Here is a 13,831-nt window from a genome sequence, read left to right as displayed (position 1 = left end):
AAACAGAAGATTAATGCTCTCGAATCGAGGAAAGACGTACGTGGGACTAGACCCACAACACGGGTAATACGGAGTTACCGTACTACCTGTCATGGGCGTGCCGGGTCTCTCCCCTGGGTAGGGATGGACCATTTCTCACCGGCACGTTTTCCGCCAGCTGAGTAACAACTCGGTGTATCTATCGGCGGCTATACTCCTCAGCGATCGCGACGGCCAGCCACCGCGCCCGCCTCGCGAGGTCGGGATCGACGTCTTCGTAGTCGTCGGCGAGACGCTGCAGCGCGACGATCACGAGCCAGTCCTCCATCGGGGAGGTTTCGATCTGCATCGCCGGCGTTGGCCGCGGCTTCGGATATAAACCTGTAGAGAGGGGAGAGAAGACAGAAATGGTAGTGCTCTGGGTACCCCGACTGGCAGGGCGGGCGCTACTGTTCGCCACGCCGAATAGGGACCGTTAACGTCCCAATCACCGCCGGGCGAGAAGTCCGCGATGTGGCCCGAACACCCCCGCTCGTCCGCGAATTCGTGCGTGGTTCTCCCGGCGGCTACGCTACCGCGACCGCGACGAGAGTGCTCCCGGCGGCGCCGGCGACGACGCCGACCGCCTTGGCCAACTGCGGGCCCCACGAGACCGTTCGTTCGAGCGAGAGCACGAGCGCGATGGTCGCCATCCAGAGGACGTTCATCGAGCCGGCGACGACCACGAACGCGAACAGCGCCCAACAGCACCCGACGCAGAAGACGCTGAAGCGAAATCCCACGTGCGCGGCGCCGCGAATCCCGGGCCGGTGATAGGTCAGCAGGAACCCGAACGGCGACCGGCATTTGTCCAGACACCGGTACTTGTACGGTGAGAGCTGGTATCCGCCCAGGACGAGCAACACGCTTCCGAACAGGAGCGGTCCGTGGTCGGCGGCGAGGGACGCGATCGGGACCGCGGAATTTACCGTCAGTGGAATCAGGCCGGTGAGCCCCCAGACGAGCGTATACGTGCCGAGCAGCGCGCTCAGCCGGGCGAGTTTTCCGGCTCTCGAGTCGCCCCGAAGCGTCCCGTAGTACAGCCGGAACAGCGGGACCGACGAGGGATACATCATGGCGATCATCATCGTCGCCCACATCGCCAGATAGAGCCCCACCCCGACGAGGCCGTGTCCCGTCGCCATCGCCTCCGGAACGCCGGGGTCGGACATCCGCGCGCCCGTTTCCCCGCCCGGCATCGGCAGCCACTGTCGGAGAACGAGTAGCCACGCTACGAGCGCGATGCCGTAGAGGGCGACTGCGACGAGCGGCAGCCGACGGGCGGTCGTAACCCGCCGAATAGCGTCACGTGTTGCCATGGTCGATACCGAGCGGTGCGTTCAGGTGTTCGCCATCTCGAACTCCCCGAAGTACGAGTTGTTGCCGCCGACGTCCCACGAGAAGTCGTCGTCGAAGTCGACGGTCGCTTCGGTCGTCTTTCCGGTGTTCGGTTGCTCGTCCGGCGGAACGAACGGGTGGGGGTACACCGATCCCTGCTCGTCGCCGAAGCCGACGGCGCCGTCGGCCTCTATCGTGACGACGTCGCCGGCACTGAACGAGCGGTGGCCGTCCTCGGTCGAGTAGGAGAACGGCACGACGACGCTGTCCTCGACCGTCTCGACGAGCGGCGCCGCAGCTTCGAACAGTCCGCCCGCCCGTCCGGAGAAGATCCGTTCGAGCGCCGCCGCCTGTTCCTCGTCGGCGGCCTCGTCGATCACGAGGACGACGTGCCACCCGCCTTCGAAGAGGACCCCCTCGTCCAAAACGAGCATCCCGGCCCCCAGCCCGTCCACGGACACGTCTCCGTACGTCCCTTCCTCGATGTTCCAGAAGCCGGCGAAGGTACACCCGCCGTCGTCCGCCGGTTCGTGCCACAGACACTGACACGGGACCGAACAGTTACACGCTTCGATGAACTCCCCCTTGAGGTGCCAATCGGGCACGTCGGTCGTATCGTCGGTCATGATAGTACTCCCGTTGCCCGCCGCTGTGTCCAGCGTGCGGGGTGAGACGCACGGTCACCCGCTACATATAGATATCACAGTGGCAACGTAATTGATCGTCACGCCGTTTGGGGTGCGATCGCTCGGAGTGGGACACCACGTGGTAGTCGGTATCCGTCAACCGCGGGCGTGTAAGCGTTATCACCCCACACGGGGTGCTGTCCGTATGACCACTCGAGACGGCCCGCCGGCGGGCGATCTCGATCCCGACGAGTTCCGGGAACTCGGGTACCGAACCGTCGATCTGATCGCCGAGTACTACGAGCGAATCGAAGACCGGCCCGTCTACGTCCAGGCCGACCCCGGGCGCGTCGCCGCGGCGTTCGACGAACCCCTCCCCGAGAGCGGTGAGGACCCGGACGCGATCCTCGACGCCGTCGAAGAGCGCGTCATCCCGTACGCGACCCACAATCCGTCGCCGCGGTTTTTCGGCTTCGTGATGGGGTCGGGAACGCCGCTCGCCCCGCTGGCCGACGCCATCGCGGCGACCGTGAACATGAACGTGGGCGGGTGGCACCCGGCGCCCTCCGGGACGGAAGTCGAACGCCGCTGTATCCGGTGGTTGGCCGAGGCGATCGGGTACCCGCCCGACACCGGCGGGCTGCTGACCAGCGGGGGGACGATGGCCAACGTCACCGCCATCCTGTCCGCGCTCCGCGACCGGACCGACCACGAGACGGCCGGCCCCGGGTTACAGGGGAACGACCGGCCCCGATACACGCTCTACGTGGCCGACCACGAGTGCCACACCAGCGTCGTCCGAGCCGCGGACATGCTCAACCTCGGGCGCGATGCGGTCCGGCGAGTGCCCAGCCACGAGGACTTCACGATGGACGTCGCCGCCCTAGAGCGGCTGCTCGAAGACGACCGAGCGCGCGGCGACGAGCCGTTCTGCGTCGTCGGACAGGCGGGCTCGATCAACGTGAGCGCGATCGATCCCTTGGACGACGTCGCGGACGTCTGTGCCGAGCGCGACCTCTGGTTTCACGTCGACGGCGCCTGCGGGGCGGTGGGGGCGATGGTCCCGGAGTTCGAATCCCGCTACGAGGGGATGGAGCGCGCGGACTCCGTGACGCTCGATCCGCACAAGTGGCTGTTCGTTCCCTACGAGTGCGGCGGGGTTCTCGTCCGCGATCGGGACGTCCTGGCGAGGACGTTCGCAATGGACGCGTCGTACCTCCGGGGGTCGATCGCGGAGACGCCGGAGGAGTTCGACTACTACGAGTTCGGGCCGCAGATGTCCCGCGGGTTCCGGGCGCTGAAGCTCTGGACGAGCCTGAAACACTACGGGCTGGATGGGTATCGGGATCTGCTTCGGAACGGCGTCGCCTGTGCGGAGCGGTTAGACGCCCTCGTCCGTTCGCACGACGATTTCGTGGCGGTCCAGGAGCCGAACCTGTTCATCTACTCGTTCCGGTACGTGCCGGCGGACCTCCAGGAAGTCCTCGCCGATCCGCCCGCGGTCCCGCTGACGCGGGTCCACCGGTATCTGGACGAACTCAACCAGGAGATCGCGGACGAAGTCGTGCAGAGCGGACGCGCGTTTCTCACGACCACGGCCATCCGCTCGCGGCGCGCCCTTCGGATGTCCATCTGCAGCCACCGGACGACCGCGTCGGACATCGAGACCGTGTTCGACGCCCTCGCGGAGACGGGTGCGCGGGTGGACGAGGAGTGGCGCGAGCGCGCGAGCCTCCCCGTATAGGGCTCTCTCTCCGCGCCGGCCGGCGTGTGCCGGGCGAGTGGGGCTCCCTTCGGGTCGCGTCCGCGTCACAGCCCGTCGGCCCCTTCGACGAGTTCCCGCAGCCGTTCCAGAAACCGCGCCGCGGGCGCGCCGTCGACGACGTCGTGGTCGAACGTCGCCGTGACGGAGAGGTACTCCCGGGGTTCGATCTCGCCGTCGACGACCCCCGGTTTCCGGTCGATGCCGCCGACCGTGAGCTGGAGCGTGTAGTTCGTCGGGGTGATCCCCCACCCGCCGCCGGTGCCGAACATCCCGACGGACGTCACGGCGACCGTGCCGGCGACCCGCTTCCAGCGCCGGGGGAACCACCGCGGGAGCCGGAAGAACAGCCGCCGGACGGGCCCGGGGAGGCGGAGGGCCAGCGAGGCCGGCCCCGGCAGGCGGCGTTCGGCCGGGTCGGTCTGGGCCGTCCGGATCTCGTCGTGGATCGACCGGAGCGACCGCCGGTTGGCCGCTCGGACGACGTGTGGGACGCCGATCCGGGTCCCGTCGAGGTCGACCTCGACGACGACCATCACGTCGACGTCGTCGAAGCGGACGATCCGCCCCCGCCAGTCCCGGTAGGCGTTGAGGTCGGGGTGATCGTCGAGCGCCCGGGCCAGACAGAACACGAGAAACGCGGTGAACGAGCGGTCCTCGCCCGTCCGCTCCGCCCGGTCGCGAACCCGCCGTCTGGCCTCGGTGACGTCGAACTCGACGAGGCCGTGGACGTCGCTTCGCCGGCCGGCCGCGCGCATCGCGTCGACCGTCCCCCGCCGCCGTCTCGGGAACGGCTCGGTCGCGTCACCCGGATCGGTCATGGCGCTCACGAACGTCGTCGGCCGACGAAGGGGGTGCGTTCCGGTCGTTCCCGGCGGCGTCGGGCGGCGCGACGCCGAGTCGCCCCTCGACGAACGCGGCGACGTCGGCGGCGAACGCCTCGACCTCGTCCCAGTCGGTGAACTCGACGTCCCCGGACGGCTCCGGGTCGGGCATCTCGGGCACGGCCCGCCTGGCGATCCGTCGCATCAGCAGCCGCTTCAGGAACCCGTACTTCGAGTACCGGAGCGCGCCGCCGAACAGCCCGATCCGGTCGGGGTTCCAGCCGGTGTCCGCGACGAACTCCTCGACGTACCCCGCCGCCTGGGCCTCGCCCCGCTCGTCGGCCGACGACAGCGACACCTGGAAGAAGGCCGTCGGTTTCGCCGCCAGCGCGTCGCGGGCGGACGCGACGAACTCGCGGACCGACGGCTGGTGTTTGCCGCCGTGGACGGACGCGCCGACGAGGACCGCGTCGAAGTCGTCGACGGAGAGCCCCGGCGGGACCGCGTCCGCGTCCACGACCGTCGCGTCGTGTCCCCGTTCGACGAGCGCGTCGCCGACGCGGGCGGCGACCCTCGCGGTCTGTCCCTCCCCGGTTCCGTAGAGTACGAGGAACGATAGCATTGCGAACGTCGTCTAGGGTCGCGGCGGCAATAAACGACGCCCGGTCGGGCCGCGCGGACGCGTCGGCTGGCGACACCGTCAGGCCCCGACGACGGTCCGGCCGCCCCACACGTCGACGCGACGGCGTAACACGCCGTGGCCGTCGCTGGCGGATCGAGGTCGGAAAAGCCCGCAGCGGGCCGCGGGTGCTGGGTGCCTCTGCGCCGGGGGCGCCGTGACGGCGGGCAGGGCCGGACCGGGGGTGGGCTGCGTCGGACGGCCGGTCCCCTGCCGTGGGGACGGACCACGACGCGGCGGATAGAGCTACCGCCAAAATAGTTGGGCACGCCGCGCTCGTCTCAGTCGCGGCCGCCCGGGCCGATCGAGCGCGCGGAGTTGAGGACGACGAGGACGCTGCTGGAGGCCATGGCGACGGCGGCGAACAGCGGGTTCAGCAGGCCCGCGAGCGCGATCGGGATCGCGATCGCGTTGTAACAGAACGCCCAGCCGAGGTTCTGGCGGATGCGCCGATTCGTCCCGCGGGCGATCGCGAACGTCTCGGCGACGGCGCCGAGGTCGTCCCCGACGATCACCGCGTCGGCGGCGTCGATCGCGAGCGTCGTTCCGCCGCCGAGGGCGATGCCCACGTCCGCGGCCGCGAGCGCGGGCGCGTCGTTGCTCCCGTCGCCGACCATCGCGACGGTGCCCTTCGAGCGGAGCCGTCGCACCGTCTCCGCCTTCGCCTCCGGGGGGACCCCCGCGAACACTTCGTCGACGGCGTCGACCTCGCGGAAGCGATCCGCCGCCGCGCCCTCGTCGCCGGTGAGGACGACGACCTCGCGGCCCTCCGAGAGCGTCTCGACGGCCTCGCGCCACTCCTCGCGGGGGCTGTCGCCGACGACGACCACGCCGCGGGCCCGGCCCGCCCAGCCGACGACGACGGGGACGTCGCCGTCCCCGCGGGCGCGCTCGATCGGTTCCTCCAGGGCGGCCGGGATCGCCAGCCCCCGCTCGGCGAGGAGGTCCGGGTGGCCGACGACGACGCGGGTTCCCTCGTCGCCGCCATCGTCGACGACCCCGGCCACGCCGCGGTTCGTCCGCTCGAACCCCTCGACGGCGACGTCGTCGAGGTCCCCCTCGACCGCCTCGGCGACCGCGACCCCGACGGGGTGCTCGGAGAGGCGCTCGACGGCCGCGGCCCGCCGGAGGACGCGGTCGGGGTCCGCCTCGGGGGCGCGGACGCCCTCGACGGTCATCGAGCCCTCCGTGAGCGTCCCGGTCTTGTCGAGGACGACGACGTCGACCTCGGGGGCCGACTCGAAGATCGCCTCCGCGGCGACGACGATCCCCCGCTCGGCCGCCGAGCGCACCCCCGAGGCGATCGCCAGCGGCGTCGCGAGCCCCAGCGCGCACGGACAGGAGACGATCAGGACCGTCAGGGCGACCAGCAGCGCCCGCGACGGGGCCGCGCCGGTCGCGAGCAGCCAGCCCGCGGCGGCCGCCGCGAGGACGAACACGAGCGGGACGAAGATCGTCGCCAGCCGATCCGCCAGCCGCTGGGCCCCCGGGCGGGAACTCTGGATCGACCAGAGCAGTTCGACGAGGCGGTCGAGCGTGCTCTCGGCGTCCGCGCCGACCTCGACGACCAGCGGCGCGTCGGTCACGACCGTCCCGCCGCGGACGGGGTCGCCGGGGACCTTCTCGACGGGCAGCGACTCGCCGGTGACGAGCGACTCGTCGACCGCGGCCGACCCCTCGCGGACCGTCCCGTCGAGGGGAACCCGCTCCCCGGGGCGGACGAGCAGCGCCTCGCCGGGGCCGACCGCCTCGAGCGGGACGACCTCGCCGTCGTCGGCCCGGCGAGCCTCGTCGACCTGTCGCTCCGCGAGGTCCGACAGCAGGCCAGCCGCGCGGCGTTTGACCAGCCCCTCGTAGTAGGTACCCGCGGTGACGACGAGGACGATGGCGACCGTGACGTCGAAGTAGAGGTCCGTCCGCGACAGCACCATCGCCAGCGTGCTGTAGACGTACGCCGAGACCGCGGCGACCGACACCAGCAGGTCCATGTTCGGCAGCCCGGCCCGGAGGCTCACGTACGCCCCCCGGAGGATCGGGTAGCCGGTGTAAAAGAGGACGAACGAGGTCAGCAGCCAGACGTTCGCGAAGACGTAGGTGCCGTCGAACCCGCCGAGGTCGACGACCGGGTCGTAGCCGAAGTACGTCGGGTACAGAAAGAGGACGTACCACACCATCACCATCATCCCGAACAGGCCGCCGCCGATCAGGAACTTCACGAGGGCGTCGTCGTCGCCCTCGTCGCCGCCCTCGCCGCGCGTCCGGGCCTCGTAGCCCAGCCCCGAGAGGACGCCGGGGAGGTCGTCCTCGTCGACGACGTCGGGGTCGTAGACGAGGCGGACCGCGTCGGTGGCGTAACTCGCCTCCGCCGCGCGGACGCCGTCGGTCGCGGTCGCCCGCCCCTCGATGAACGCCTCGCAGGTCGCACAGTGCATCCCGTCGACCGCGAGGAACGCCTCCTCGCCCTCGACGTCGGCCACGTCCGGCCCCTCGTCCGCCAGGGCGTCCTCGACGGCGCCGGCCCGCGCGTCGTCGACCTCGCCGAGCGCGCGCCGGACCTCGAGACAGCCCCGGCAGCAGAACGTCCCGTCGACGTCGGGGTCGGTGATCGGGTCGTCCGGCGTCGGCAGGCCACAGAGCGTACACTCGTCGGGGGCGTCGGCGCCGCTGTCCTCGCGGGCGGGCGCGTCGTGGGCGGGGCGGTTTCGGCTCATCGGCGGGCGGTCACAGCGGCTGGTAGAACGGGACGTGCGGGTGTGGCAGGTGGATCCCGTAGAGCATCAGTCCGTGCTGGAGCGGGATGTACCCGAGCAGGAGGAACGCGACGCCGAGCGCCCGGTGGAGGCGGACGCGGGTCGTCGCGTCGATCGAGCCCAGCAGCGTCCCGTAGAGGAACAGCGCGGGGATCGTCCCGACGCCGAGGACGCCGAGCGAGAGCGCCCCGCGCAGCGGGTCGCCGAGGGCGAACGCGTAGAGGTACGCCGGGTAGATGATCGGACACGGGAACAGCCCGTGTGCGGCCCCGAGGGCGACGATCCCCGGCGAGTTCGCCAGCCGGTCGACGCGGCTCGCGACGAGCCGCGACAGCGACGCGAACAGGGTGCCGACGACGGGGAGCCCGTGGCCGGGGACCCCCGGCCGGCCCCGGAGGTAGTAGAGGCCGCTGAGGACGATGGCGATCCCGACGAGGATGCCGACCGCGCCGCGGACGGCGTCGCCGGCGGCCGAGACCGCGTCGACGGAGGCGAACGCCCCGGCGCCGAGCAGGCCGAAGACGCCGCCGAGCAGCGCGTAGCTTGCGGCCCGGCCGAGGTTGAACAGCCCGTGCTGGCGGACCTCGTGGAGCGTCAGCGCGTCGCGTCGGCGCGCGTCGGCGCCGTCGGCGAACCGGTCGGCGTACGTCGTCACGAGCGGCCCGCACATCCCGAGACAGTGGGCGCCGGCGAAGAGACCGACGAGCAGGAACGCGAGCAGGTCGACGCGGTCGGCGGCCGCGGCGTAGTCGGACGTCTGCGCGAGCGTGACCGCGAACCCGGCGGACGAAGCCATCTACGCCGACGCGCCGCCGTGGCCGTTACCGTCGTGGCCGTCGGCGACGGGGCTGAACGCGAGATAGAGGGAACCGAAGATGAGGAGGACGTTGATACTCGAGACGAACCCCGCGGTGAGCGAACTTCCGAACCCGTACCAGAGCACCGGGAGCAACGCCAGTAGCGCGACCGCGGCGACCGTCCTCGGCGAGATGTCCACGAGAGTCATGCGGCTAGCTCGGATTGAGGAGTATATAAAACCCGCCACCGTTCCTGTTCGGTGGGAACCGCTGTAGCGACTAAGGAGCGACTGTTCGTACCCCCCGGCATATGACGGCGATAGAAGAGCAGGACATCGATCACGAAGGGGTCGAGCGGATCGGTCACGACGAGTACGATCCGGTCGGAACGCTGGCGCTGATCACGCTGTACTTCCTCATCCTCGTGTTCATGTGGTTGTTCATGTACTTCGTCGAGTTCCTCGGAAACGGTCCGACGGTGGTGGGGATGGTATGAATATTCACACCTACGAGAAGCTGTGGCTGGCCGCCTCGATGGTACTGATCGTCGGCTTCATCGCGACGATCGTGTACGGCTCGGTCGGCATCGGCATCGCGATGGTCGACGACGATGGCGGGACGATCGATCCGAACGCCCTCGGCGAGGACGAGCGCTTCTCCGAGCCGCGCGTCGAGCAGGTCGGCGAGAACGAGTACGAGGCGTACGTCGTCGCCCAGGCGTTCATCTTCCAGCCGGACCCGATCGAGGTGCCGGCCAACAGCGAAGTCACCTTCTACGTCACGAGCCGGGACGTCACCCACGGGTTCGCCGTCGCCGGGACGAACGTGAACACGATGGTCATCCCGGGTCAGGTCGCCGAGATGACCGTCCAGTTCGACGAACCCGGCGAGTACGGCATCGTCTGCAACGAGTACTGCGGCTCGGGCCACCACTACATGGAGGGCAAACTGATCGTCCACGAGGAAGACGAGTACGAGCAGGAGGTGATGGACGATGAGTAACGTGAGCGCGGACGCGACCGCCGGCGCGTTCGTCGACCAGTTCCCGACGGAGGCGCGGGTCATCCGGGCGACGTTCTGGAGTTCGTTCCTCGCGCTGTCGATCGGCGCCCTCTTCGGGCTGATTCAGGTACTCCACCGCACCGACGTCTACCGATTCATCGACTCGGCGGACTACTACACGATCCTGACGGCCCACGGCGTCTTCCTCGCGATCACGTTCACCATCTTCTTCCTCACCGGCATATTCACGTGGGCGGTGACGACCAGCCTCGACCGCGGAGTCGTCGACCCACGGTTTACCTGGGCGTGGTACGCGCTGATGGCGACCGGGACGACGCTCGCCGGCGTCACCATCCTCGCCGGCCTGCTCGACGACCCGCCGTTCGGGCTGAGCGCCGACGTGCTGTTCACCTTCTACGCGCCGCTCGAGGCCCACCCGCTGTTCTACGTGGGCCTCGTGCTGTTCGTCGTCGGCTCGTGGCTCGCCGGCGTCGACTGGTTCCGCACGTGGTGGGCCTGGCGGGGCGACAACCCCGGCGAGCGCATCCCGCTGCCGGCGTTCATGGTCCTGACGACGACCATCATGTGGTACATCGCCACGGCGGGGGTCGCGGTTGCGATCCTCGCGTTCCTCCTGCCGTGGTCGCTCGGCCTGATCGACAGCGTCAACCCGCTTTTGACCCGGACGCTGTTCTGGTACTTCGGCCACCCGGTCGTCTACTTCTGGCTGATGCCCGCGTACCTGCTGTGGTACAACCTGCTGCCGAAACTGGCCGGCGGCCGCCTGTTCAGCGACCCGCTCGCACGCGCCGTGTTCGTCCTCTTCTTGCTCCTGTCGACGCCGGTGGGCATCCACCACCAGTACCTCGACCCCGGCATCGCCGAGGGCTTCAAGTTCATCGCGATGACGAACACGATGTTCCTGCTGCTGCCGAGCCTGCTGACGGCGTTCACCGTCGTCGCGAGCATCGAACACGGCGCCCGCCAGCGCGGCGGCGAGGGCTACTTCCGCTGGCTCGGCGCGCTCCCGTGGCGCGACCCCGCGTTCACGGGCATGGCGCTGGCCGGCCTGATGTTCGCCGCCGGCGGCTTCTCCGGCATGATCAACGCCGGGATGAACATCAACTACCTCATCCACAACAGCATCTGGGTGCCCGGCCACTTCCACCTCACCGTCGGCACCGCCGTCGCGCTGACGTTCATGGCCGCGACCTACTGGTTCCTCCCCCAGCTTACCGGCAAGCGGGTCTGGAGCCGCTCGATGGGGCTCGCACAGGTCCTCCTCTGGTTCGTCGGCATGACGTTCATGTCCAACGCGATGCACCGCGCCGGCCTGCTCGGCATCCCGCGCCGGACCGCCGAACCCCAGTACAGCGGCTTCGAGTTCGAGGCCGGCGTCGGCTCCGTCGCCGAACTCGACGCCCAGATCGCCCTCGGCGGGACGCTGCTGTTCGTCTCCGCGATGCTGTTCCTCGCGAACGTGATCGCCACGACGTTCGGCGGTGAGACGGCCCACGCCGTCGACAACGCCCTCCCGCCGGCGCTGTCTGGCCCCGACGACTCGCCGGCCGTCCTCGACAACCTGCGCCTCTGGACCGCCATCGCCGTCGTCCTCGTGGTCTTTGCGTACGTCTTCCCGCTCGCGAGCATCGTCGACAGCGGCGGCCTGTTCGGCCCCGGCATCGACGGCATCAAGCCGCTCACGAGCGTCGCGCTCCCCGGCGGCCTCGAAGCCGCCGTCGAGAGCGTCGCCGAGGTGATCGCCTAGATGGAGCTTCGGATCTCGAAGGGGGCGTTGCTCGTCCTCGTCGCCGTCTCCATCCCGTTCCTGGTGGAGTTCCGGACGGTGCTTGCGTTCTTCGGGGTCGACCTCTCGATCCCGGCGACGATCGGCCTCGGCGCGCTCGTCGTCGCCGCCATCGTCGCCTGGGCGGCGCTGCCGGCGCTGCGCCGAAATTTCGGCAAGTCGGGCCTCGCGTGACGTAGCCGACTACAGGAACCCGTCTTCTTTCGCCAGCAACAGGCCGCCGAGCGTCGCGTCGTTCGCCGGCCCCTCGCGGGCGCGGTCGAGCGCCTCGCCGGCCGGCACGGTCCGCACCCGGAGGAACTCGTTCGAGTCGAGGTCGCGCTCGCCGGGGACCAGCCCCTCGGCGGAGACGATCGCCCGCTCGTGGCGCAACACGCCCGTCGCGACCGCGTACTTCTGGAGGACCGCGAGGCTCGACGGGCGGAAGCCGGTCTCCTCCTCCAGTTCGCGGGCGGCCGCCTCGGTGTAGGACTCGCCCTCCTCGACGATGCCCGCCGGCAGTTCGAGGTGGGTCTCGCGGACGGTCGGCCGGTACTGCTCGACGAAGAGGACGCCGTCGCCGTCCGCACGCTCGCCCTCGCTCTCGACGGCCGCCCCCTCGACGCGCGCGACGATCACCACCGCCGGCGGCAGGTCCGCCCAGTAGTAGCGCTTCTCGGTGCCGTCGGGCTGTTCGACGAGGTCGTAGCCGCCGTCGTACCAGCCGGTCTCGTACTCCGTCTCCGAGTCGAGGACGGGCCAGCCGTCCCCGTTCACGTCGCCACCCTCGTCGTGGCCGTTGCCGTCGTTCATCGGCTCTCCCTGCGGGTTCGAGTCGGTAGAAGCTACTGGTTCGGGCGCAGGTGTTCGCGGTAGAGACGGCCGAACGCCTGCCGGCGCAGCGTCGCCACGGCCGCCTCCTCTCGGTTCTGGAACGTCGCCGCCACCGCCTCGCCGTCGGGGCCGGCGTGCCAGGCGACGCGGTCGACGTTCTCGCTGCCGACCTCGGTCACCTCGCCGTCGTAGCCCTCGCGCCAGGCCTCGTACTCCTCGCGGCTGCCGACGTCGACCGCGAGCAGGCCGGCGAACAGCGCGTCGCGGGCGGTCTCGACGACGTCGTCGGTGACGCGCTCGGCGTACTCCTCGCGGTCGAACGCCATGGCCTTGGCAGCCTCGCGGACGACCGTCCCCGCCGCGGGGCCGACCGCCTCGTAGCGCTCGCGGGCCTGTTCGACCGAGTCGGGCGCGAACGTCCCCACCGTGTGCATACCCGGACGCTCGCGCGGCAGCCAGTTACCAGTTACGCGTTCGGCCGCGCCGTCCTCACTCCTCCCCGTCGGTCCCGTCGCCGTCGTCCTCGTACATCCGCCGGGTCAGCTCTCGGGCCTCTTCGAGGACGCGTTCGGTCTCGGCGTCGACCGTGGCCGCGCCGCGGCCGGGGCCGCGGCTCTGCCGGGCGAGTTCGTCCTCGAAGGTCGGCGCGTCGCCGCCAGCCGACTCGAACTCGGGCGTCTCGACCTCGGGCGCACGCTCGCGGACGACCGCGGCGAGTTCCGCCGGGCCGGCGTCGGCCCAGTCCGGCGCGTGCTCGTCGAGCCACGCGAGGTGGTCCTCGCGGCCGAGCGAGGCGGTGATCGCGAGGTGGTTCGCGAGGTGGACGGCGTCGGCCTGCTCGGCGTCGCAGACGGGACAGGCGTACCCCATGTCCCGCGGTAGCGCCGCGGCGGGTAAAACGGCCACGGCTCGCCGGTCAGCGGAGGTCGCGAATCATCACGATGGCGTCCTCGCCGTCGTCGTAGTACCCCGGCACGCGCCGGAGGGGAGCGAAACCGAACTCGCGGTAGAGCCGCCGGGCGGCGTCGTTGGACTCGCGTACTTCGAGTTTGACCGAGTCCGCGCCGTGGCCGGCGAGCACCGCGAGCGCACGCGCGAGCAGCGCCGACCCGACGCCCGCGCCGCGACGCGCCGGGTGGACGGCGATGTCCTTGACGTGGCCGAGGTCGCGGCCGTAGTTCGGCGTCACGTCGGCCACGACGTAGCCCGCGACCCGGCCGTCGTCGGTCGCGACGAGAAAGCCCGGTTCGCCGAGGAAGCCCTCGAAGGCGTCGTACGGCCACGGCTGGGTGAACGACTCGCGCTCGATGCGGACGACCGCGAGCAGGTCCGCGCGCTCGGCGGGTCGGATCTCGAGTTCGTCGTCCCCGAGTTCCGACGCGTCCGTTGTCACGCCCGTCCGTTCGCGGTCCGCG

The 13,831-nt window shown here is 70.3% G+C and carries 16 protein-coding genes and 1 pseudogene; 5 read left to right on the top strand and 12 right to left on the bottom strand.

All coding sequences use genetic code 11. From position 1 onward, the window contains the following. Positions 1 to 178 precede the first annotated feature (178 nt). The 3 genes from NKG98_RS13830 to NKG98_RS13820 form a co-directional block, all read right to left on the bottom strand. The gene (locus tag NKG98_RS13830) at positions 179 to 328 is read right to left on the bottom strand and encodes a hypothetical protein (RefSeq protein ID WP_254766495.1); all 150 of its coding nucleotides are present in this window, start codon (positions 326 to 328) and stop codon (positions 179 to 181) included. 217 nt (positions 329 to 545) lie between these two features. Next, on the bottom strand, positions 546 to 1,337 hold the full coding sequence (locus NKG98_RS13825) for a DUF2182 domain-containing protein (RefSeq protein ID WP_254766494.1): 792 nt from the start codon (positions 1,335 to 1,337) through the stop codon (positions 546 to 548). 21 nt (positions 1,338 to 1,358) lie between these two features. Then, on the bottom strand, positions 1,359 to 1,982 hold the full coding sequence (locus tag NKG98_RS13820) for a DUF1326 domain-containing protein (protein WP_254766493.1): 624 nt from the start codon (positions 1,980 to 1,982) through the stop codon (positions 1,359 to 1,361). A gap of 205 nt (positions 1,983 to 2,187) precedes the next feature. Here NKG98_RS13820 and NKG98_RS13815 point away from each other — a divergent pair, with 205 nt between their 5' ends. Then, positions 2,188 to 3,726 carry a pyridoxal phosphate-dependent decarboxylase family protein gene (locus tag NKG98_RS13815; RefSeq protein WP_254766492.1) on the top strand — a complete coding sequence of 513 codons (1,539 nt, stop codon included), beginning with the start codon at positions 2,188 to 2,190 and terminating at the stop codon, positions 3,724 to 3,726. A 65-nt stretch (positions 3,727 to 3,791) separates the two neighbouring features. On the opposite strand, the gene NKG98_RS13810 is transcribed toward NKG98_RS13815, so the two are convergent. The 5 genes from NKG98_RS13810 to NKG98_RS13790 all read right to left on the bottom strand — a co-directional run bounded on the left by NKG98_RS13810 (position 3,792) and on the right by NKG98_RS13790 (position 9,003). Beyond that, positions 3,792 to 4,565 carry a 2-oxo acid dehydrogenase subunit E2 gene (locus NKG98_RS13810; protein WP_254766491.1) on the bottom strand — a complete coding sequence of 258 codons (774 nt, stop codon included), beginning with the start codon at positions 4,563 to 4,565 and terminating at the stop codon, positions 3,792 to 3,794. Next, entirely contained in the window at positions 4,549 to 5,190 is a 642-nt protein-coding gene (locus tag NKG98_RS13805) for a flavodoxin domain-containing protein (protein WP_254766490.1), read from the bottom strand. Before NKG98_RS13805 ends, NKG98_RS13810 begins: the two co-directional genes overlap by 17 nt. A 338-nt stretch (positions 5,191 to 5,528) precedes the next feature. Next, positions 5,529 to 7,958, bottom strand: a complete 2,430-nt coding sequence (locus NKG98_RS13800) for a heavy metal translocating P-type ATPase (RefSeq protein ID WP_254766489.1) — start codon at positions 7,956 to 7,958, stop codon at positions 5,529 to 5,531. A gap of 10 nt (positions 7,959 to 7,968) precedes the next feature. Then, on the bottom strand, positions 7,969 to 8,793 hold the full coding sequence (locus NKG98_RS13795; protein ID WP_254766488.1) for a sulfite exporter TauE/SafE family protein: 825 nt from the start codon (positions 8,791 to 8,793) through the stop codon (positions 7,969 to 7,971). Next, positions 8,794 to 9,003, bottom strand: a complete 210-nt coding sequence (locus NKG98_RS13790; RefSeq protein WP_254766487.1) for a DUF8131 family protein — start codon at positions 9,001 to 9,003, stop codon at positions 8,794 to 8,796. It abuts the gene before it with no gap. A 101-nt stretch (positions 9,004 to 9,104) separates the two neighbouring features. On the opposite strand from NKG98_RS13790, the gene NKG98_RS13785 reads away from it, so the two are divergent. From NKG98_RS13785 to NKG98_RS13770, 4 genes and pseudogenes are all read left to right on the top strand, one after another. Then, a complete protein-coding gene (locus NKG98_RS13785; protein WP_254766486.1) occupies positions 9,105 to 9,290 on the top strand; it encodes a hypothetical protein in 186 nt (61 codons plus the stop codon). Further along, positions 9,287 to 9,772: pseudogene (locus NKG98_RS13780) on the top strand (cytochrome c oxidase subunit II); the annotation flags it as partial. The gene NKG98_RS13785 and the pseudogene NKG98_RS13780, both read left to right, overlap by 4 nt. Positions 9,773 to 9,788: 16 nt before the next feature. Continuing rightward, positions 9,789 to 11,564 (top strand): b(o/a)3-type cytochrome-c oxidase subunit 1, encoded by a 1,776-nt coding sequence (locus NKG98_RS13775; protein ID WP_254766485.1) that lies wholly within the window; start codon positions 9,789 to 9,791, stop codon positions 11,562 to 11,564. After that, positions 11,565 to 11,777 carry a CbaC protein gene (locus tag NKG98_RS13770; RefSeq protein ID WP_254766484.1) on the top strand — a complete coding sequence of 71 codons (213 nt, stop codon included), beginning with the start codon at positions 11,565 to 11,567 and terminating at the stop codon, positions 11,775 to 11,777. A gap of 9 nt (positions 11,778 to 11,786) precedes the next feature. On the opposite strand, the gene NKG98_RS13765 is transcribed toward NKG98_RS13770, so the two are convergent. Genes NKG98_RS13765 through rimI form a run of 4 tightly spaced genes read right to left on the bottom strand, consistent with a single transcriptional unit; the run spans position 11,787 to position 13,809 of the window. Further along, positions 11,787 to 12,395 carry an NUDIX hydrolase gene (locus NKG98_RS13765; RefSeq protein ID WP_254766483.1) on the bottom strand — a complete coding sequence of 203 codons (609 nt, stop codon included), beginning with the start codon at positions 12,393 to 12,395 and terminating at the stop codon, positions 11,787 to 11,789. Positions 12,396 to 12,427: 32 nt separating this feature from the next. After that, a complete protein-coding gene (locus NKG98_RS13760) occupies positions 12,428 to 12,850 on the bottom strand; it encodes a DUF5809 family protein (RefSeq protein WP_254766482.1) in 423 nt (140 codons plus the stop codon). Positions 12,851 to 12,905: 55 nt separating this feature from the next. Beyond that, on the bottom strand, positions 12,906 to 13,286 hold the full coding sequence (locus tag NKG98_RS13755; RefSeq protein ID WP_254766481.1) for a DUF5810 domain-containing protein: 381 nt from the start codon (positions 13,284 to 13,286) through the stop codon (positions 12,906 to 12,908). A gap of 46 nt (positions 13,287 to 13,332) precedes the next feature. Then, positions 13,333 to 13,809 carry a ribosomal protein S18-alanine N-acetyltransferase gene (gene rimI / locus NKG98_RS13750; protein WP_254766480.1) on the bottom strand — a complete coding sequence of 159 codons (477 nt, stop codon included), beginning with the start codon at positions 13,807 to 13,809 and terminating at the stop codon, positions 13,333 to 13,335. Positions 13,810 to 13,831 lie beyond the last annotated feature (22 nt).

The organism is Salinilacihabitans rarus (assembly GCF_024296665.1).
In the GTDB taxonomy this organism is placed as follows: Archaea; Halobacteriota; Halobacteria; order Halobacteriales; family Natrialbaceae; genus Salinilacihabitans; species Salinilacihabitans rarus.
This window is presented reverse-complemented; position numbering and strand designations above follow the sequence as displayed.